16 protein-coding genes are annotated in these 20,277 nt (G+C 71.3%); 3 read left to right on the top strand and 13 right to left on the bottom strand.

All coding sequences use genetic code 11. The annotated features are described in order from the left end of the window. Positions 1 to 5: 5 nt before the first annotated feature. From ACZ5AJ_RS12505 to upp, 7 genes are all read right to left on the bottom strand, one after another. Positions 6 to 851: an SWIM zinc finger family protein gene (locus ACZ5AJ_RS12505; RefSeq protein WP_464135249.1), complete on the bottom strand. Its 846-nt coding sequence runs from the start codon at positions 849 to 851 to the stop codon at positions 6 to 8. Further along, on the bottom strand, positions 848 to 4,012 hold the full coding sequence (locus tag ACZ5AJ_RS12500; RefSeq protein ID WP_464135248.1) for a DEAD/DEAH box helicase: 3,165 nt from the start codon (positions 4,010 to 4,012) through the stop codon (positions 848 to 850). The genes ACZ5AJ_RS12505 and ACZ5AJ_RS12500 overlap by 4 nt, the downstream gene beginning before the upstream one ends. A gap of 118 nt (positions 4,013 to 4,130) precedes the next feature. Then, a complete protein-coding gene (locus ACZ5AJ_RS12495) occupies positions 4,131 to 6,008 on the bottom strand; it encodes a MinD/ParA family ATP-binding protein (protein WP_464135246.1) in 1,878 nt (625 codons plus the stop codon). Between the two features lie 1,114 nt (positions 6,009 to 7,122). Next, the gene (locus tag ACZ5AJ_RS12490) at positions 7,123 to 7,854 is read right to left on the bottom strand and encodes a winged helix-turn-helix domain-containing protein (RefSeq protein ID WP_464135245.1); all 732 of its coding nucleotides are present in this window, start codon (positions 7,852 to 7,854) and stop codon (positions 7,123 to 7,125) included. A gap of 491 nt (positions 7,855 to 8,345) precedes the next feature. Continuing rightward, complete coding sequence (locus tag ACZ5AJ_RS12485) at positions 8,346 to 9,896, bottom strand: pectinesterase family protein (protein ID WP_464135244.1); 1,551 nt, start codon at positions 9,894 to 9,896, stop codon at positions 8,346 to 8,348. Positions 9,897 to 10,045: 149 nt separating this feature from the next. Beyond that, positions 10,046 to 10,333, bottom strand: coding sequence for a DUF1540 domain-containing protein (locus tag ACZ5AJ_RS12480; protein WP_464135241.1), 288 nt, complete (start codon positions 10,331 to 10,333; stop codon positions 10,046 to 10,048). Between the two features lie 201 nt (positions 10,334 to 10,534). After that, positions 10,535 to 11,173, bottom strand: a complete 639-nt coding sequence (upp, locus tag ACZ5AJ_RS12475) for a uracil phosphoribosyltransferase (RefSeq protein ID WP_464135239.1) — start codon at positions 11,171 to 11,173, stop codon at positions 10,535 to 10,537. Between the two features lie 145 nt (positions 11,174 to 11,318). Here upp and ACZ5AJ_RS12470 point away from each other — a divergent pair, with 145 nt between their 5' ends. From ACZ5AJ_RS12470 to tadA, 3 genes are all read left to right on the top strand, one after another. Then, positions 11,319 to 12,320 (top strand): helix-turn-helix domain-containing protein, encoded by a 1,002-nt coding sequence (locus tag ACZ5AJ_RS12470; RefSeq protein ID WP_464135237.1) that lies wholly within the window; start codon positions 11,319 to 11,321, stop codon positions 12,318 to 12,320. After that, positions 12,317 to 12,979, top strand: coding sequence for a dihydrofolate reductase family protein (locus tag ACZ5AJ_RS12465; protein ID WP_464135234.1), 663 nt, complete (start codon positions 12,317 to 12,319; stop codon positions 12,977 to 12,979). The genes ACZ5AJ_RS12470 and ACZ5AJ_RS12465 overlap by 4 nt, the downstream gene beginning before the upstream one ends. A gap of 150 nt (positions 12,980 to 13,129) precedes the next feature. Beyond that, a complete protein-coding gene (tadA, locus tag ACZ5AJ_RS12460) occupies positions 13,130 to 13,573 on the top strand; it encodes a tRNA adenosine(34) deaminase TadA (protein WP_464138766.1) in 444 nt (147 codons plus the stop codon). Between the two features lie 67 nt (positions 13,574 to 13,640). On the opposite strand, the gene ACZ5AJ_RS12455 is transcribed toward tadA, so the two are convergent. From ACZ5AJ_RS12455 to ACZ5AJ_RS12430, 6 genes are all read right to left on the bottom strand, one after another. Beyond that, the gene (locus ACZ5AJ_RS12455; RefSeq protein WP_464135232.1) at positions 13,641 to 15,428 is read right to left on the bottom strand and encodes an oleate hydratase; all 1,788 of its coding nucleotides are present in this window, start codon (positions 15,426 to 15,428) and stop codon (positions 13,641 to 13,643) included. A 2-nt stretch (positions 15,429 to 15,430) separates the two neighbouring features. Continuing rightward, on the bottom strand, positions 15,431 to 16,117 hold the full coding sequence (locus tag ACZ5AJ_RS12450; protein WP_464135229.1) for a TetR/AcrR family transcriptional regulator: 687 nt from the start codon (positions 16,115 to 16,117) through the stop codon (positions 15,431 to 15,433). Positions 16,118 to 16,310: 193 nt separating this feature from the next. Next, on the bottom strand, positions 16,311 to 16,940 hold the full coding sequence (locus ACZ5AJ_RS12445; RefSeq protein ID WP_464135227.1) for a response regulator: 630 nt from the start codon (positions 16,938 to 16,940) through the stop codon (positions 16,311 to 16,313). Then, on the bottom strand, positions 16,927 to 18,231 hold the full coding sequence (locus ACZ5AJ_RS12440; protein ID WP_464135225.1) for a sensor histidine kinase: 1,305 nt from the start codon (positions 18,229 to 18,231) through the stop codon (positions 16,927 to 16,929). Before ACZ5AJ_RS12440 ends, ACZ5AJ_RS12445 begins: the two co-directional genes overlap by 14 nt. Positions 18,232 to 18,352: 121 nt before the next feature. Beyond that, on the bottom strand, positions 18,353 to 19,186 hold the full coding sequence (locus tag ACZ5AJ_RS12435) for an ABC transporter permease (protein WP_464135222.1): 834 nt from the start codon (positions 19,184 to 19,186) through the stop codon (positions 18,353 to 18,355). Beyond that, positions 19,183 to 20,232: an ABC transporter ATP-binding protein gene (locus ACZ5AJ_RS12430; protein WP_464135217.1), complete on the bottom strand. Its 1,050-nt coding sequence runs from the start codon at positions 20,230 to 20,232 to the stop codon at positions 19,183 to 19,185. The genes ACZ5AJ_RS12435 and ACZ5AJ_RS12430 overlap by 4 nt, the downstream gene beginning before the upstream one ends. Positions 20,233 to 20,277: the final 45 nt, after the last annotated feature.

Genomic DNA, 20,277 nt, shown 5'->3' with positions numbered 1-20,277 from the left:
GCCAGTCACTCTAGGTCGTCGGGCGGAGGAGAGCCTGCGCGGTAGAAGGCCGAGATGATCGCTGCGACCTCCTCGCCGAGGACCTCGACCAGCGGTGCCGGATCCGCCCGCCGCGGATCGAAGCCGCCGGCGAGGGGGCCACGGGGCTCGTCCTCTCTCGACCCCGTCTCGTCCGTCGTCTCGTCCGTCGTCGTCTCTGCCGAGTCCGACGTCGGGTCTGCCGAGTCCGACGTCGGGTCCGACGGGTCCGACGACGTGCCCGATACAGGGGTCAGCGACGGGTTCGACGGTGGGGCCGGCGTGGCGGCGGGGGACGCGGCGAGGGGACGCGCGATGAGGTCCTCGAGCGCGAGGCCACGCAGGGTCAGCAGCTCGAGGGGTTGCTCGTCGACGGCTTCGACCAGCACGTACGACAGGGCTGCGACGTGCCTGCAGGGCCCGGGCCAGTCCAGGCATGAGCAGTCGTGGGTGAGCTCGGAGGGACCGCGGGGGAGCAGCGAGACCTCTGACCGCGCGAGCTCGCGCTCGATCCCCTGGGGGTACTCGCCGGCCGCGAGGAGGGCCGACAGCTCCGGGTGCGCGCGGGCGACCTCGAGGAACGCGATGCGGTCGGCGGGGGAGAGGACGGGCAGGTCGAGCCGCGCCTGGTAGACGTTCCCATCGTCGTCCAGGACGTCCCCGCGGACCATCGCGGGGGCCACGTCGATCCATTGCACGCGGCCCGCTCGCGCCGCGGCCTTCCCACCGCTCGCACGGCCGACGCCGAGGATGCCCTCGACGGCCTCCCTCAGCGCAACCGCGTGCCAGCTCCTGCCGATGGCTCCACGTCGCGATCTCAGGGTGATGCTCATCGTGGTCCTCCTTGCACGGGGACGTCGTCGGCGTCGAGGGACAGCAGGTCCCGCAGCGACTCGTCGGAGAGGTCCGCGAGCCACTCCTCACCGGGGGCGACGGTGAGGTCGGCGAGCATCTGCTTGTCCTGGAGCACCTGGTCGATCCGCTCCTCGACGGTGCCGGCGCTGACGAGCTTGTGCACGGTGACGTCCCGGCGCTGGCCGATGCGGAAGGCGCGGTCGGTGGCCTGGTTCTCCACCGCGGGGTTCCACCAGCGGTCCAGATGGACGACGTGGTTCGCCGCGGTGAGCGTGAGCCCGGTGCCGCCTGCGCGCAGGCTCAGCAGCATCACGCCCGGTTCGTCGGCCCGCTCCTGGAAGCGGGCGACCATCGCGTCGCGCTCCGGCTTGGGCACGCCGCCGTGCAGGAAGGGCACCTCGATCCCGAACTCTGCGAAGCGCTCCTGCCAGTACGGCACCAGCAGGTGCCCGAAGGTCGTGAACTGCGTGAACACGAGGGCCTTCTCGCCGTCGGCGAAGGCGGTGGCGAGCAGGTCGTCGACCAGTTCGAGCTTCCCGGAGCGGTGCTCGCCGTCGCGCAGGAGGTCGGAGCCGTCGCCCAGGTAGTGGGCGGGATGGTTGCAGACCTGCTTCAGGCGGGTGAGCGTGGAGACCACCAGCGAGCGGCGCTTCTTCTCCTCGACCTGGTCGATGTCGGTCATGAGCTCGGCGACCAGTGCCTCGTAGAGCCCGGCCTGCTCGGGGGTCAGGTTCACCACCCGTGTCAGCTCGGTCTTCTCGGGGAGGTCCGCGATGATGCTGCGGTCCGTCTTGACGCGGCGCATGATGAACGGGGAGGTCACGAACTTCAGCCGCGAGATCGCTCCCTCGTCGCCCTCGTCCTCGATGGGGTCGGCGATGTTCTGGCGGAAGGAGGCGGAGCTGCCCAGCAGGCCGGGGCTGACGACCTCCATCAGGGCGTGCAGATCCCCCAGCCGGTTCTCCACAGGGGTTCCGGTCAGCGCGAGACGGTGCGGGGCGGTGAGCACTCCGGCGGCCCGCGAGACCTGGGTGCCGGGGTTCTTCAGATGCTGCGCCTCGTCGTAGACGATGCGATGCCAGTCCACGGACGTCAGCAGGTGCAGGTCGCGGGCGAGCAGCGAGTAGGTGGTGATGACCAGGTCGATGTCGGCGGCGCCCGCGGCGAAGGACTCGTCGCGCAGACGGTCGCCGCCATGATGGACGTGGACGGCCAGATGCGGGGCGAAGCGGGCGGCCTCCCGCTGCCAGGCACCGACGACGGACATCGGGCACACCAGCAGCGTCGGACCCGGCGAGCCCGACGGCGGAGCGGGCACCGCCTCCTCGACCACGATGCCTCCGGTCCCCGCGGGCCCGACGGCCGCCCGGTGCTCCGGCACGCCCTCCCGCTCCCTGCACAGCAGCGCCAGGACCTGCATCGTCTTGCCCAGACCCATGTCGTCGGCGAGGATGCCGCCCAGTCCCATCCGGTCGAGCGCCCACATCCAGTTCAGCCCGTCGAGCTGATAGGGCCGCAGGGTCGCCATCAGGGTGGACGGCTGCGCATGCGGCACGGGCCCCGAGGCGCCCGGCATGAGCCGGCCCAGTCCCGTCGCCCCGGCGAGGGAGGACGCGGCACCCAGATCCATCCCGGCGGACTCGCCGGAGAGCAGCATCGAGAACATCTCCGCCCAGGGCGCCTCCCCCCGGATCTCCGCAGGAGGCGGGACGATCGGCGGGGCGCTCGACGGCGTGCTCGGCGGGGTGCTCGGCGGAGCGGACGGCTCGCGCCGGAGGGGGCGCGCGACGCCGTCCTCGCCGACCGCCGCACGGCGCTGACGGGTGCGGGAGGCGAAGGCGTCGAGGAACCGCTCGGCGGCGCGCAGCGTCGTCGGATCCAGACGCACCCACTGCCCGCGCAGGCGCACCAGCTCCGTCTGCGCCTCGCGGATCTCCTCGATCTCCTCCTCGGTCAGCTCTGTGTCGCCGACGGCGACCCGCCAGCGGAACGATGCCATCGCCCCGAGGCCGACGCCGGAGGCCCGCTTCCTCTCGCTCTGCTCCTCGGCCTCCTGCGGGCGCAGCGTGGTGCGCTGCTTCGTCCACTCCCTGGGCAGCAGCACCGTCACCCCGGCCTCCTCGAGAGCGGGGGTGTCGTAGGCGAGGAAGGCGGAGGCCTCGGCGGTGGTCAGCAGCCAGTCCACCCCCGACTCGTCGACCGCGGCGGCCCGGACCGTCGGCGCCAGGCGCATGACCGCGGCGGACGCCTCGGCGGCGCCGGCGGCGGTGAGGTCGCCGACGGCGCGCAGATCCGCGATGGGATGCACCGTCCCGTCGGCCTCGCGCAGGCAGGTCTGCAGGGGCCAGGCCGTGCCCAGCGGAGGCTCGAACAGCCTGACCACCAGGTCGGAATCGCTCGAGGCGAGCCTGACGCCGACCCTCGCCGAGGCCAGATGCCGTCCGAAGGCGGCGGAGATGCGGCGACGGGCGGGGACGTCGGCCCGTACGGCATGGTCTCCGGACAGCGCGGCCAGAACATGGTGGGGGTCTGCGGCGCGCGCGCGCTCGAGCACGGACGGGTCGGTGTGCTCGAGGTGCGCGGTGAAGGCGCGGCGCGCCCGGGCGTCGACCAGCGCGTGCAGCATCGGCGGGCGGTCCTCCCCGGGGGCCCGCCAGGACAGCAGAGCCCGGCCGAAGCGCTCGAGCGCCACGACCCTCAGATGGCGCTCGGCCACCAGGCGCTGCGCCTCGAGGTCCAGGACCGACGCCCCCAGCAGATCCGGCATCGCCGCCAGATGCTCGCCCAGCTTCGCAGGGGTGCCGCTGCCGACGAGCTCCGCGACGGTGTCCAGCGCGGACTCCTCGAAGCGTCGTCGGAGCACCTCGGACGTGCCCTCCACCAGGGCCAGCAGCTGGGCGTCGTCCAGCGGGACGGCCGGGACGCGCCGACCTTCCGCCTCCCCCCGACCAGGCAGACGGATCCGATGGCGGAGAGTGCCGGGGAGAGCGTCGAGGGCACCGGTGAGCTCCGGCGGAGCCCCCTCGACCAGCGTGCTCAGATCATCGATCGCGCGGGAGCCGCGGGCGAGCTGCTCGCGCACCCAGAGCGCGGGGCCCAGGTCGTCGTCGGCGACCAGATGCAGCAGGTGGGAGGGCATGCATCCAGGGTAGGCGCAGGCCCCGTCCGTCGACGGCGCCGAGGTGCGGCTGTGGACGGACGGGGCCTGGGGAGGAGCTGCCCGGGGACGAGCGGACGTCGCCGGAACGGTCGACGGATCAGAGCCCGTCGATGATGGTGGCCGTCGCCTGCAGCCACGCCTTCTTGGTCTTGGGATGCACTCGCGCCCAGTCCAGGTGGGAGCCGTCGACGAACTGCTGCTCGAAGGGCACCTCGCAGACCGCACGGGTATGAGCGCCGAAGTGCGCGAGCAGGCGCTTGCGCAGCACCGGGTCGAACTTCCCCTTCGAGGAGTGCGACAGGATCGTGACCGCATGGTCGACCTGCTCTGCCAGCCCCGTCGCACGCAGCTCGTCGATCATCCAGGCGGCCGCGTTGAAGGTGTCCTCGCGGACGGTGGAGATGATCACCAGCTGGTCGGCGTTGCGCACGGCGGCGAGCCAGTTCGAGGCGCGCACGTTGTTGCCGGTGTCGATGACCTTGATGCGGTAGAAGCGCGAGAGCGCGTCGTTGAGGTCGGCGAAGGCCTCGGCGTCGATCAGCGCCGCCGACCCCGGATCCTCGTCGGAGGCGAGGATGTCGAAGCGCATCGCCCCCTGGGAGCGCACGTACGTGTCGAGGTCCGCGGCGCTCGCCTCCGGTGCACGCAGCATGTCGATGTCGTGCAGCAGGTCCACGGCGGTGCGGTGGTGATCGGTGGGGATGCCGCGCCAGCCGAGGGTTCCTCGCGTCTCGTTGTTGTCCCAGGCCAGCACATTGCCGCCGCGGGTCACGCCGAGCGTCGCCGCGATCATCAGGGACGCGGTGGTCTTGTGCGCGCCGCCCTTGAGGTTCACGACCGCGATGTTGCGCGGCCCTTCGAGAGGCCGACGCACGCGCTCGAGGACCTCGTTGTCCTGCCGCTCCTTGCGACCGGGCTTCAGCGAGATCACGCCCCCGGTCATCCGGCGCAGCGCACCGCGCCAGCCGCGATGCGCGGAGACCTTCGTCGGACGGGTCGTGGAGCGCTGCAGATCCTGCAGCGTGGGGCGGGTCGTGTCCAAAGGGGCCTCTGTGGTGGATCGGGGGCTGAGGGAAGGGGAAGTGCTCGTGGTCCCGTCGCGCTGATCGCGCGCGGCGGGGGACGTCGAGGAGCCGACCGCGGAGACGGTCGAGGGCGCCGGAGAAGCCGATGCGGCGGAGGGCGCCGACGAAGCCGACAGAGCCGACGGAGCCGATGCGGCCGACGGAGCCGATGCGGCCGACGCGGCCGATGCGGCCGATGCGGCCGAGGGAGCTGACAGCGCAGACGCCGCCGAGGGGGCCGACGGCCCCGATGTCGCCGGCGACGCGGACGCTCCGGAAGCCGCGGACGAGGCGGAGGCGGAGGACGACGCAGAGGCTGCGGAGGAGGCGGAGGCTGCGGAGGAGGCGGGCGCCGACCGAGCCGGCTCCCAGGCCGACCCTGCTGAAGCGGTGGTGCTCGCGGAACGGGTGGGGCCGGCGGACTGGGTGGAGCCGGCAGACCCGCTGGCCGCAGACGTCTGCCCCGACGGCGGCAGCGCGGCCGCACGACGTCGACGCGCGCGATGCGGGCGCACAGTGGGCAGCTCGCCCGTCGCAGGGGAGCCGATCGCCGAGAGCTCGCCGGTCGGAGGGGAGCCTGCGCTGTGCGAGGCACCGGAGCCGGGAGCCCCGGAGGCGGCGGCCGCGGAGGACGGGGACAGCGGCACATCGGCCGAGGGGCCGTACAGCGGACGCTGATCGGGAGCGCGGCCCGTGATCCGGCCGCTCGGCTCGACCCGCAGATGATGCTGGATGTCGGGCTCGACGATGACGACGTCGACGGAGTGGCCGTCGGACCGGGCGGCGTCGATGAACACCTGCTTGACCTGCGACCTCAGGTCGGGCAGGTCGGAGCCCGTGAGCTCGACCTGATCGGAGGCCAGGTGCACCGTGGCACTGGTGTCTGAGGTGATGCGCGCCTGCGCGATCATCGATGGTTCCCTTCGCGTTCCCTGACGGACGAGGCTTCCCGCGGCCCGTCCGCACAATCCGCCCCCCACTCTAGAGGCGCGGGCCGCGTCGCTGCGCGTGCTCAGGACGCTTTTCACGTGCTCAGTGCCGGGGCCGTCCCCGAGGCGGGGCGTCACCGGCGCGGTATCCGCACTCATCGGAGACGATCGTGCGGCGGCGCGAGCCCGGCCGCGAGCCCGCGCGGGAAGCATGAACGTGAACCCGCCAGGAATGCGATGGTGCTCACGTTCTGCCCCCTGTGCGGGTCGAATCTGAACACTTCCAGAGAGTCCCGGCGGGACGGGCTGAGGGCGCTTTGGGGCAATCGCACCACTCGATGGACCCCCGTCTCCGCAGGCCATTTCCCCCTATGCCGCCACGACCTCGGGACTTTGCTGGATTTTGACCTTCGTCGGGGCTCGTCATCACTTAGGCTTCCCTGCCCTGTATCTGGGTGCCACCTGCGAAAACACGCGGGGATGCCGCGTTTACACGACGGGCGCGAGGGCATACACTCGACATCAGCGCATCGCTTCCACGGCGATCGCGAGGGGTGCTCCACCAGCGTGGGCCGCGAGGTCCATACGCAACGGGGCACTCATGAGAACTTCATAGATGTGCCGTTCCCAGGACCCCCCTCATGGGAGCGGCCGGACGGGCAACACGCCAGGTTCCCCCACCTCCGGTAGCCCGTCCAGCCTGTTCGCCCGCACCCACCCCTGACGGACGACAGGCCTGACGAGCGGTCCGTGAGCCCCCGAGAAATCGGCTGAGAGCTCCGGGCCGCTCGTCCCGTTCTGAGCGTTCCGGGCAACACCTGCCCGGCCAGCTCCAGCCTGGTCGGCTCCTGCCGGTACAGCCTCTGCACTGATCTGAGGCTGCTCCCTTCTGGGGGTGCCGTCTTCTGGAGTGCCGCCTTCTGGGGCGGGCGGCGAGGAATGGGACTCAGGCCGAGACCTCGAAGCCCCTGAGGGGGTGAGGTCCCGGCCTGAGTCCCATTCTCAGCGGTGAGCCTTCAGCCCGGCTCGGCGCCAGCAGCCCGGCTCGGCGCCAGCAGTCCGGCTCGGCGCCAGCGGGCGGCACCAGCACGCCGGCTCAGCCCAGGATGGTGACGTCGCTGCCCGGGTCCAGGCGGTAGCCGCTTCCACGGACGGTGGAGATGAGCTTGCGGTAGCGGCCGAGCTTGGTGCGGACGCGGCGGACGTGCACGTCGACGGTGCGCTCGCCGGTGTCGGCGGGGGACTCGGACCAGACGGTCTCCATGAGCTCCTCGCGGGTGACGGTGCGTCGAGCATTGCGGGCCAGGTGGTTGAGCAGCTCGAGCTCCTTGTAGGTGAGGTCCACGTCCTCGCCGTCGATGCGCACGCGACGTCCGTACAGGTCCAGCACGAGCGATGCCTCGCCGGCCGCGGAGGGGCTCGAAGGGCTCACGGCCGTCGCCAGGAGGGCGCGGCGGCGGGCAGCCTCGGCGTCGCGGCGCGCGGGCGAGTTCGCCGAGACGATCCCAGAGCGGCGCGGGCGCAGCGGGCTGACGGCGGCGGCGCCCTGGCGGCGCGGAGGCAGGGTGCGCACCGCCGAGGAGGTGCTGCGGAACGTGTTCGGGCTGTTCACCGCGACGGTGGTGCGTCCCTGGCGGGCGGCCGTCTGGCGCTGCGCATGGCTGCGCAGGTCGTCGGCGATCAGGGCCGCCTCGACGTCGCCGGTGCCCGGAGGCAGCTGGACGGTCAGGGTGATCGTCACGCCCTCGTCGGTGCCGGAGGCGGGACGCTGCAGGGGGCGGGCGGTGGAGCGGGTCTGGGTGGTGGGGCGGTCGAGAGTGATGGTCATGATGCTGGATCTCCGTGGGTGCGGCGCGTTCTGCGCGGCGGGCGGGGTTCCCGGGATCCCGTGGATCGACGCCTTCTCGGCGGATCTGGTGGGGAGTGCTCCCGGCGGCACCTGGAGCCCGCGCCTTCCGGCCGGCTCCTGTCAGCCGACCCCGGAGGTGTCTCGAGCGCTCAGAGGCTCGGCTGACGGCGCATCATGCGCATCATCATGCACATCATCATCATCGAGCACATCATGTAGACCACCCGGCGGGTGGTCTCGATGAGCGCGACGTGATTCGACATGTCCCGAAGCATGCCTCCGGCGCGGCATCCGAGGCAAGCAGGTGTTCACATTCCGGGACGGACGGAGTCGGGAGTGGACGTCCTGGAACGCGATCGACCGCGGGTGAAGAGGTCGCGACCTGCTCATCTCCTGCGGCGGGCCGGCATCGGAGCGGAGATGCCGACCCGTGGCTCCCTGTCAAGCGGCAGGGGGCTCGGGAGCTGAGGTCACAGCATTCCCAGGCGTCGCAGCTCGCCCGCGACGAGCTCTGCGACGCGTCGGGCGCCGAGGGCGCTGAGGTGGGTGTCGTCGGCCTCGCCGTCGGGATATCCGGGGAACTCGCCGGGCGCGAGATGCAGGAAGGAGTCCTTCGCCCGCTCCTCGCCGTCGGCCTCCCAGAGCCGACCCGTGAGGACGCTCAGGTCGATCATCGGAATGCCTTCGTCGGACGCGAGGCGACGCACGGACTGCGGGTATCCGCCGTGGGTGGGGACCAGTCGGCCGTCCTCGAACGCACGGCGCTCGATCGGGGTCAGCAGGACGGGCCGTGCGCCGCGGGCGCGGACTCCGACGAGGAAGCGCCGCAGATTGGAGGGATGCTCGGCGATCACGTCGGCGAAGCGGTGGTCGGGCTTGGGGTCGTTGTGCCCGAAGCCGATGAGCACGAGGTCGCCGGGTGCGAGCTCGTCGAGCGCGGAGGCGAGCGCACCGGACTCGATGAAGCTGCGAGTGCTCTCCCCGGAGATCGCACGGTTGAGGACCTCCGCCCCGGTCGCCGCTGACAGGCGCATGCCCCAGCCCTCGCGCGGAGCCCTCTCCGGCGGATACGGCGAGGCGGTCGAGTCGGAGAGCACGACGATCCGCGGGGGAGCGGTCGCCTGCGGCGCGGGATCGTGCAGCCAGGCGTCGGCGTCGGGCTCCTCGTCGAGCTGCGGGCCCCGTCCGGAGGCCCCGGGGCCGGCGCTCGCGAACTCCGCCAGCCGCGCCTCGCGCCAGGAGAACCCGCCCATGCCGTCCCAGGGGTCGGCGGCGATGTGCGAGCCGAGCTCGCAGCGGCTGAAGAGCGCCTGGCCGACGGCGTCGGCCTTCCCTCCCGGATGCCAGGGGCGGCCCAGGCGCACGCTGCCGTCGGGCACCCCCGGTGCCGCCTCCAGGCGGGCGCCGACGACGAGGAGCCCGCGCGGGTTCTCGAGCGCGGTCGACGGGGCGACGAGGTATCCCGGCCCGACCGAGCGGATGGTCCCGCCCTCGATGAGCGCCGTCGCCCTGCCGTACAGGAAGTCGACGTCTCCCTCGATCTCGCAGTCGCGCAGAAGGACGCGGCGCACGGCCGCCCAGCTCGGGGTGTCGAGGAGCACCGTGTCCTGTCGCGCCAGCAGCCGGCAGCGCTCCGCGCGGAAGCGGTCGCCGAGGGTGCGCAGAGCGATGGCCTGCGTCTCGGGAAGGTCGGGGTGCTCGCGCCTGTCGAAGGTGTTCACGACGGTGAGGTCCTCGAGGGCGACGTCGTCGGCCTCGATCGTCAGGGTCGCGCACCGCTGGCCGAAGGGCATGCCGGTCTCGTCACGAGCCCCCTGGTGCAGACCGAAGCTGAGGGTGACGTCCTCAGCGCGGCCGGTGGCGGAGCGGATGAGCAGGGGCGCCTCCCGCGGGCCGATGACGACATGCTCGACGTATACCCCGGGCTCGAGGACGATCTCCCGGACGGCGGGATCCTCGAGCGCGAGGGAGAGGGACGGGATGGCGTCCGAGCGCTGGGCGACGACGACGGTGTCGGGCATGCGGAGACTCTTCTCTGTAACCGGTTTCTCGTCGAGAAGTGTAGAGCGCCCCGGACGCGGAAGCACCGGACCGGCGCCGACGGTCGTCGGCACCGATCCGGTGCATCGCTGAGCTCGGAGGAGCGAGCCGTGATCCGTGGAGGAGCGGGTCAGCGCTTCTCGTAGGAGAGGCAGTCGGCGGCATCCGCTCCAGCACCCACTCGCACCGATGTCGCGGTGCACTCGAGGTCCTGGTTGTGGACGCAGTCGGCCTTCTGGCAGGCGCCGACCTGGCTGACGACCTTGGGCAGACCGCCCTTGACGTCCAACGGGATGAAGGTCGCGCAGGAGGTGTGGTCGGTGACGGTCACGGCGAAGGCGCCGCAGGCGTCGTCGTGGTTGTAGGAGCAGCCGGTGACGGTGCACTGGCTGACGCGGGGCATCTCGACTGCGGTCATGGTTTCCTCCTCGATCTGCGGACCCGGAGGGGTCCGACGGGAGCCCCGCCCGGGGCTCGATGACGCGAGAATAGACACCGCAATTGCATTCCGCCAGCAAGGAATGGCACGCCTCCGCGCATTAGAGGGAGGGCTTTGTTTCTATTATCTGGCGGTTTTATAAAAGTCGTCCGGTGCGTATATGTTCCGCGACCGGTCGGGTCAGTCGACGACGCCGAAGAGGCGATCGCCGGCGTCGCCCAGGCCAGGGGTGATGTAGCTGCGATCGGTCAGGCCGTCGTCGATCGAGGCGGTGACGATCGTGAGGTCGATCGACGGGTCGATCTGCTCCTCCATCGCCTTCAGGCCCTCCGGTGCGGCCAGCAGGGTCACGCAGGTGATGTCCCGGGCGCCGCGCTCATGGAGGTAGTTCACCGAGGCGATGAGGGTGTGGCCGGTGGCGAGCATCGGGTCCAGCACGAAGCACTGACGGCCGGAGAGGTCGTCGGGCAGTCGATTCGCATAGGTGGTGACCTCGAGGGTCTCGTCGTTGCGCACCATGCCCAGGAATCCCACCTCGGCGGTGGGCAGGAGACGGGTGAGACCGTCGAGCATGCCGAGGCCGGCGCGCAGGATCGGCACCACCATCGGCTTGGGGTTGGCGAGCTTGACCCCGACGGTCTCCGTGACCGGGGTCTGGATCCGGGCCTCGGCCACGGCGACGTTGCGGGTGGCCTCGTAGGCGAGGAGCGTGACCAGCTCGTCCGCCAGCTGGCGGAACACCGAGGAGTGGGTCTCGCGGTTCCGCAGCACCGTGAGCTTGTGGGCGACGAGCGGGTGGTCGATCTCCAGGACGCGCATGAGGTGAATCTACCGGACCGTCCGCGGGTCGGGACCCAGGTGCGGAGCATCGGTGCGGAGCAGGAGAGGAGCAGGAGAGGAGCAGGAGAGGAAGGGAGCAAGATCGGTCAGGCGCCGGCGGGAGCGGTGGGGAAGACTGCTCGCCATGGAGCACTCGTCGTCGGATCATCCGCCGGGCGGGCCGACGGACCCGCTGCGTCGGCTGCTCGATGCCGTCCTCGACGAGGACGGCGGGACGCTGGCGCAGGCGTCCGAGCACGCCTTCGTCTCACCCTTCCATCTCAGTCGGCTGGTGCGGGGAAGCAGCGGAGAGCCGCCGATGGCGATGCGGCGCCGGGTCGGTCTCGAGCGCGCCGCCTGGCAGCTGCAGCGCGGCGCGAGCGTGACGGACACCGCCTTCGATGCCGGCTACGACTCGGTGGAGGGCTTCATCCGCGCATTCCGTCACGCTTTCGGCCACGCCCCGTCGCAGATGCCGCCCGCGGCGGAGCGCGGACACTGGCTGTCCGCGCCGAACGGGATCCATTTCCATGCTCCCACCGCGCTGTACGTCGACGCGGGCGGGACGCAGGAGCAGCCCTCGGGCGATGTGCTCGCGCTCCTGGTCCGCCACGACCTCGACGACATCGCGACTCTGCTCGACGCGGCCCGCGACGTCCCGGACGAGGAGTATCGACGGATCCTGCTGCCGGGACACCGGCCGCGCCCCTGGGACAGCGCCGACGAGAGCCTCGCCGACCTGCTGCGGAACCTGGTGCTCAGCAAGGAGCCCTGGCTGGCGAGCATCGTCGGCGAGTCTGCGCCGGACCTCTCCGGGCCCGACGACGCCGCCGCCCTGGCCGAGCGCCACCGCCGCACCGCACCGCGCTGGCTCGCGATGGTCCGTGACGTCGACCGCCGCAGGGCATGGCAGGACCGGATCGTCGACGCCCTGTGCGATCCGCCGGAGTCGTTCCTGCTCTCCCAGATCGTCGCCCACGAGCTGACCTTCTCCGGCCACCGCCGGATCCTGGCCCGCTGGATGCTCGGCGCCGCCGGCATCGACGTCGGCGGCCCCGCCCTCGATCCCGACCCCATCGTGTGGCACCGCCGCAGGACGGGAGAGGACCCTTCCGAAGCAGGATCCGAAGCAGGAGATGACGCATGACCGCCTACCGCTACTTCACCGCGACCACGCTGGACGGCTTCCTCGCCGACGAGCACGATGAGCTCGACTGGCTGCTGTCCCAGCCCACCGGGGACGACAGCATCCTCCCCTACGAGGACTTCATCGCCGACGTCGGCGCGATAGTCCTCGGACGCACCACCTACCAGTGGTTCCTCGACCACCTCCCGGACGGGGACGATTCTGAGGAAGGCCCTGCGAGAGGTGCAGGGGACTCTGCGGAGGGCGCGACGGAGGAGGGCGCGACGGAGGAGGCGCAGGAGGGCGCGGAGGAGTCGGCGCAGACCCCCTGGGGTCCGGGCCGCCCCGCCTTCGTCTTCACCCATCGGAGCCTGGACGGCGCCCTGGACCCCGCGGGCGGCCTCGTCACCGCGCTCTCCGGTCCGCCCGCGCAGCATCGCGAGAGGCTGGAGGCCGCGGCCGACGGGAAGGACGTGTGGATCGTCGGCGGCGGGGATCTCGCCGCGCAGTTCGGGCGCGCAGGGATGCTCGACGAGGTCTTCGTGTCGATCGCGCCGGTCACCCTCGGTGCGGGGAAGCCTCTGCTGGGCGGGCGCTTCGACCTCGAGCTGCGCGAGCACGGCACCAACGGTGCTCTGCTCGAGGCGCGCTTCGCCGTGGTGGGGGAGCGCACGGCCTGAACCGGGCGCGACAATGGCCCCATGAACGAGGACCTGTCGATCCCGGACCCGTCGGCCGTGAGCCCGTCTGCCGCGAGTCCGTCGGCCGAGAGCCCGTCGGCGGTGAGCTCGGCTGCCGAGAGCCCGTCGGCCCCGGACGACGGTGCGCTGATGGCGCTGGCCATCGAGCGGGCCCGCGAGGCCGCGGATCGCGAACCGGCCGACGTGCCGATCGGCGCGGTCGTCGTCGGCCCCGACGGCGAGGTGCTCGCGGCCGTCGGGAACCGGCGCGAGCTCGACGAGGACCCCACCGCTCACGCCGAGATCCTCGCCCTGCGGGAGGCGGCGCGCGTCACCGGCCGCTGGAACCTCACCGGGTGCACCCTCGTCGTCACCCTCGAACCCTGCACGATGTGCGCGGGAGCGATCGTGCTCTCCCGCATCCGTCGCGTCGTCGTCGGGGCGATGGACCCCAAGGCCGGCGCCGCCGGATCGCTCTACGACCTGGTGCGGGAACCGCGCCTGAACCACCGTGTCGAGCTCACCACGGGCGTGCGCGAGCAGGAGTGCGGGGATCTGCTGCGCGCGTTCTTCCGGGCCCGCCGACGGCGCTGACGGCCTGCTGTGCAGGGGAGCGAGCCGCTGCTCGCGCCCCCGCACGACGATCAGGTCAGGTGGCTGATCAGAGCAGGTGGGAGCCCTTGAGCAGCTCCTCGAGCCAGGTGCCCTCCAGCTTCTTGAGCGCCTTCGTCCTGAGGAAGCCGGGCACCGGGAGCTTCGTCGGCAGCGGCTCCTCGGCCAGGCTCCTGCGATCGCGCAGGTAGTACGCGGCGTTCAGGAGCTCGCGGATGTCATATGCCGAGCCGAACACCTCGGGCACGCCCCGATCGACGTCCAGCAGGGTGTATACCGCCTCCATGGCCGTGCGCACGGAGTACTCGGTGGTGAACACCGTGTCCCGAGTGGGCGACTCCGCGAAGTTCCCGATGAAGGCGAGGTTCCTCGAGCCCTGAGGGACGACGTCCGGCCGATCTCCGGGCCTGCGCGGCATGAAGTACGAGGTGATGAACGGCATGTACACCGGGTTGGTGTTGATCGACTCCTGACGGGCGAGGTCGGGGATCAGCGACTCGGGGACGCCGAGATGGTAGAGCCACTCCTGGGTGATCTCCTCCCCGGTGCATTCGGTGATCCTCTTGCGGACGTAGTCGCCCTCGGTGTCGGAGTAGAGGCCGTAGATCCACACCGTGGTCTGGTTCTCCGTCTGCTCCTTGAAGTGCGGCTGGCGGTGGACGGCGAAGCTCAGCATCCAGCTGGAGTCGGTCACCGTGATGATGCCGCCCGTGTTGACCTTGTGATCATGGAGGGACCTGTGGGTGAGTCGCTCGATGTAGGGGTCGACACCGGTGTTCTCGATGGTCGCGGTGGCGGAGACGAACCAGCTCCGCTCCGGGATCCCTTCGCAGAACACGTCCGGGTGCCCGAACGCCTCGGACTGCGCGGCGAGGTTCCTCCACAGGGTCCAGCTGCCGCCGGGCTCGTCGGTCGGCGGAGCCGGCGTGTGATGGTCGCCGTAGGTGGTGGACTCGGTGATGGACCCGTTCGTCACGAAGACGAGATCGTCCTCGGAGAGGTCGATGTCCTGGTCCTCGCCGTCGACCGTCACCAGCAGGCGGGTGGCGGTCCTGGTCCCGTCGACCTCCTCGACCCGGATGTCGCGCACGGTCGTCCCGTACCGGAAGTCCACGTCATGATCCTGCAGGTAGGCCAGGAGAGGCTTCACCATGGACTCGTACTGGTTGTACTTGTTGAACTTCAGCGCGGTGAAGTCCGGCAGACCGTCGATGTGGTGGACGAACCTCAGCAGGTACCGGCGCATCTCGGCGAGCGAGTGCCACCTCTCGAAGGCGAACATCGTCGACCAGTACAGCCAGAAGTTGCTCTCGAAGAAGTCCTCCGTGAAATGGTCCTCGATGGTCCTGTCGCCGAGCTCGCTCTCGGAGGTGAGCCACAGGGAGACGATCTCCTCCTGCGCCCGGTCGCTGAGGGTGAACCGGCCGTCGGAGGGCACGCGATTGCCGCGGTCGTGGATGAGGCGGCAGTTCGACGAGTTCGGGTCGTCCTTGTCCAGCCAGTAGTACTCATCGAGGTACGAGGCGCCCTCGATCTCGAGGGAGGGGATGGAGCGGTACATGTCCCAGAGGCACTCGAAATGGTTCTCCATCTCGCGCCCTCCTCGGGTGATGAAGCCGATGGCGGGATTGTCGATGCCGTCGAGCGATCCACCGGCGAGGGGAAGCTCCTCGAACACATGGATCTGCTCGCCGGGGACCTGGGCGTCACGGATCAGGAACACCGCAGCGGCCAGCCCGGCCAGCCCGGATCCGACGATCCACGCGGACTTCGCGTCGGAGCCTGCGGGCTTGCGCGGTCGGGCGAACGCCTCGTAGTTGCCCTTGGAGTAGTACATGATCAGCACCTTTCCGTGCGAAGGGGAGAAGGATCGTCGGTGTCATGGGGAGGGAGCCGAGGGGCGGGATCCTGCGATGCGTCGCGCGGGGACGAGCACTCCTCGGCCGTCGCGGTGAACCCGCGGACGATGATCTCGACCTGCGCCGTGAGCAGCGGCTCGCCGCCGTCGATGGAGAACCCCTCGGCGATCAGGTCCGTGCGGGGCATGGCGATGTCGAAGTGGAGCGCGGCGACGATGGCTCGAGCGGCCCGCGAGGCGAGCTGGCTCCGAGGGTCGCAGTCGACCTCTGAGCACAGCGCCCGGGCGAGATCGCCCTGGAGACGCCGGACCAGGCTGACGCCCTCACGCCGGTGGGGCCCCATGGAGCTGCCGAAGAGCAGATCCCGGTGGTACCGCGCGAGGTTCTCCGAGTGCGCGCCATCCGTGAGGCCCGCGACCGGGCGGATCAGGGCCATCGCTCGGGTGGCGGCCCCCGCGCTCGCCGGCAGAGCGGCCTCGGACGACTCCCCCTCGGTGATCGCGTGCTCCAGCATCACGTTGAAGACCATCAGGAGCATCTCGGTCTTGGTGGGGGCGTGATAGAAGAGCGTGCCGACGCTGAGGTCGGCGCGCTCAGCGATCTGCTGCACGGTCACCGACTCGAAAGGGTGCTCGTAGAACAGGTCCCGTGCAGCCTCGAAGATCACCAGGCGCGTGATCTGTCGCTTTCGCTCACGCCGCCCGGGAAGAACCGTCTCGCCTGACACACCCGCCTCCATTCCTCGTCTCCGCCGATTCTCGGCCGAACTCTGAACGGGCTCGATTTCGAGTGTATTCATGTGCTCGGACGGCGGGAAGGCACAAGGTCCCCTGAGCCTGGACCCGGTTCGGATCGTGGCGCTAGATCCAGCCCTGGCGTCGGGCGAGCGAGACGGCCTCGTGCCGGTTCGCGGCCTGCAGCTTCGCCTGGGCGCTCGAGAGGTAGTTGCGCACCGTGCCCTCGGCGAGGTGGGCGCGGCGGGCGATCTGCTCGATCGGTGCGCCGTCGGCCGCGAACTCCAGAACGTCGGCCTCGCGGGGAGTGAGCGGGGAGTCGCCCGAGGCGATGGTCTCCGCAGCGAGCTCGGGATCGATCGCCCTCCGACCCGCAGCGACCTGCCGCACCGCCTGCGCGAGCTGCGGGCCCGACGTCGTCTTCGGCAGGAAGCCCAGCACGCCCTGCGCGAGCGCCCGCTTGAGATAGCCGGGCCGGGCATGGGAGGTCAGGATCAGGCAGCGCGTCGCGGGAGAGGCCTCCGCGATCCGCGCGCACAGCTCGAGGCCGTCCCCGTCGGGCAGCTGAAGGTCGACGACCGCCACGTCGGGCCGCCCCGCGCCGACGAGGCGGACCCCGTCGGCGACCGTCGCGGCCTCGCCGTGCACGTCGATGTCCTCCTCGAGGGAGAGCATCATCGCGAGCGCCGAGCGGATCACGTTCTCGTCATCCACGAGGACCACCCGCAGGGGCGTCTCGCTGTCAGGGCTGTTCATCGGTGCGTCCTCCGTGCTCGTCGTCGAAGCGGGCGACGAGGGTGAAGACGTCCCCGTCGAGGACCGCGCTCAACGAACCCCGCGGTGCCAGGCGCTCCCGCAGGCCTGCCAGCCCGGACCCGTCGGCGGCGGGACCGGATCCTCTGCCGGTGACAGGAGCGGCTCCGTCGTTGACGAGGCGGACCCCGCCTCGATCCAGGGTGATCCTCACGCGGGTCGGTGCGGCATGGCGCAGGATGTTCGTGCCGCCCTCGCGCAGCACCCAGGAGGCCAGGCCCGCATGCTCGGCGGGCACGTCCTCGGCGGATCCGACGACCTGCACGTCGACCGTCGCGGATCGCAGCAGCGAGACCGTACCGCGCAGCTCCGCGTCGAGATCGGCCTCCCTGTAGCCGCGCACGAGCGCGCGGATCTCGGCGAGGGAGGAGCGGGCGATCTGCGCGGCCTCCCGTGCATGCTCCGCCGTGCGCGGGTCCTCCCGCTCGGCCAGCTGAGCCACCAGCTCCGACGTCACGGCGATCGCCGACAGATCGCGCCCGATCACGTCGTGCAGATCCCGGGCGAAGCGAAGGCGCTCCTCGGCGACCGCGAGCCGCGCCTCGACCTGACGGGCATCGTCGAGCTCCCGCACCACCGACGCCAGCCACACCGAGCTGCGGAACGCCCCGACGATCGCGACCAGCAGCGACGCCGTGGAGAACGCATGAGGCGCCGGCAGACCGGCGAGCAGCGCGATGACCAGCAGCACCAGCGCTGACAGCAGGCCCCATACCCAGGGCATGCGGATGGCGATCACCGCCACCTGCACCGACCCGGACACCACGAGCAGGCGCGGATCCGTCCCGCCGAGCAGGACCATGGCGCCGACCCCCACCAGCGGCACAGCGACCGCGGCCAGGGAGATGTCAGGGCGCAGCACACCCACCAGCGGCAGATCCCAGCGGTCCCTCTCCTGAGCGCCCCGCTGCTCCGACCAGCTCGCCAGTCCTCGCCAGGACGACCATCCGGCGAGACCCGCCTGCACCGCGATCAGGGCCGTGGCCACAGGATCCGTTCTCGGCAGCGACGACATCGGCAGATCGAACACGAGGGCGACGCCCAGCGGGAGCATCAGCATCACCACGACGATCGACCATGCGGTGAACTGGAAGAAGATCCTCCATGGCCGGTCCGTCGGGGCCGATGCGCCCGGAACCGCGGCGGGTGGCGCTGCGGTCTGCTCGGCGGGCTGCGCTGCTGTCTGCGATGCAGGCTGCTCAGCGGGCTGCGGCGGAGTCGGCGTCGAGCTCATCGGGCGCCCTCCTTCGTGATCTCCCTGCGAGGAAGCCTATCTGCGGTCCGATGTCCGCGGACGCCTGCAGCAACGGGTGGTGCTGCAGGGACCGGCAGCGCTGGGGTCAGCCGCGGGGCTCCTAGCGGAACCGGGTGCGGACCACCTGGATGCCGAGGACCAGCCATGCCAGCAGGATCGCGGATTGGAGGCCGAGGGCGGCCCAGACGTCGGTGCCGGTGACGGCGGCGCCGTCCGCGTCGATCCCGAGCCAGCCCAGGCGGACGAGCTCGGTGATGGGAGCGGAGGGGACGACCGTCATCAGACGGCCGAACCACTTCGGCATGAGGTCCAGGGGGAGCACTGCTCCGGCACCGAGCACGAGCACCGCCATCGCCGGCATGCAGGTGACCTGCGCGGCCTCGACCGTTCGGGTGAAGTTCGCGGTCATCAGGGCCAGCGGCACCATCATCACGGCACCCAGCACGAGGCCGACGACGAGCGCGACCGGCTGCTCGGGCAGCGGCAGATCGAGAAGCGGGATGGAGATCGCCGTCATGACCACGAGCATCGCTGCGGCGATCACCAGGGCGGGGACCGCGGCGGCCGTCAGGACGGTCGCGTCGGATGCCTCGCCGGTGCGCAGGCGCTTGAGCACGAGGTCCTGACGGCGGGCGACATAGGCGCACAGCAGGTTGTAGTAGACGACGAACAGCAGCACCACCACGAACATCGTGCCCAGGCCGGCGGCGAGGGACTCGGGGGTCCCTCCGCGGCGGGCGAGCGGGAGGTACAGGAAGGGCACGCAGACCGGCATCAGCAGAGCGGTCACGAGCTGCATGCGGTTGCGCAGCAGCAGGGTGAGCTCGGCGCGTGCGAGCCCCAGCAGCCGCGGGGTGCGTCGCGCGCGGGTCGTGGACGGTGCGGAGGGGGCCGCGGGCGCGGGACGGACGGTATGGGCGTCGGCGGTGGTCATCGGGGGCCTCCGGTCGTGAGTGCGGCGGGAGCCGCGGTGGATCCTGAGTCGGGTTCTGCAGCGGCGTCGGAGCCGGCGATCTCCAGGAACACCGACTCCAGGCTCGCGGAGCGGGCGTCGATCCCCTCCAGGACGATGCGGTGCTCGTGCGCCCAGCCGAGGAGGGCGTGCAGGTCGCTCTGGAGGGCGGAGGTGCGCACGCGGAGACGCTGGCCGGCGATGTCGACGGAGCCGACGAGCGGCGGCAGGGCCTGGGCGTCGGCGGGGAGGGTCGCCCGCAGCGTGGACGGGTGATCGGCGACGACCTCGGCGACGGTGCCCTCGCGGACGATCCGTCCGCGATGCATGATCGCCAGCCGGTCGGCGAGGGATTCGGCCTCGTCGAGGTAGTGCGTGGTCAGCACGATCGTCGTGCCCCGCTCCTTGAGGCCGGCGATCAGCTCCCAGGCGCGCGCCCGGGACTCGGGGTCGAGGCCCGTGGTCGGCTCGTCCAGGAACAGCAGCTCGGGGTCCCCTGCGATCGCGCAGGCGAGGTCCAGCCGGCGCACCTCGCCGCCGGAGAGCGAGGAGATGCGGGTGCCGGCGCGGCCGGCGAGATCGACTTCGGCGAGCACAGCTGCCACCGGTCGCGGAGCGCTCAGGGTCGAGGTCCACATGGTCAGGGCCTCGCTGGCGGTGAGGTCGGCGGGGAAGCCGCCGGTCTGCAGCATGAGGCCCTGGCGGGGCCGGACCCTCCGGCGCTCGCGGTGGGGATCCAGGCCGAAGACCTCAGCGCTCCCGCCGGTGGGCAGGGCGAGGCCCTCGAGGACCTCGAGGGTGGAGGTCTTGCCGGCGCCGTTGGTGCCGAGCAGGCCGAACAGCTCGCCGCGGCGGATCTCGAGGTCGATCGCGTCCACCGCCAGGTGGGCGGAGGAGCCGCGGCCGTACCGGCGGGACAGGCCGGAGGCGCGGACGACGACGTCGTCGGCCGACGACCGGGATGCCGACGACCGGATCGCCGACGATGGGGCAGGGGGCGGGGCGGGGGATCGTGTCGGAGAAGCCATGCCCCCACTCTTCCTGCGGGCCATCCCTGCAGGCAGAGCGCGGTG

It is taken from the genome of Brachybacterium zhongshanense, assembly GCF_055385755.1.
Note: the sequence above shows the minus strand (reverse complement) of the source record. Positions and strands in the feature narration are given on the sequence as shown.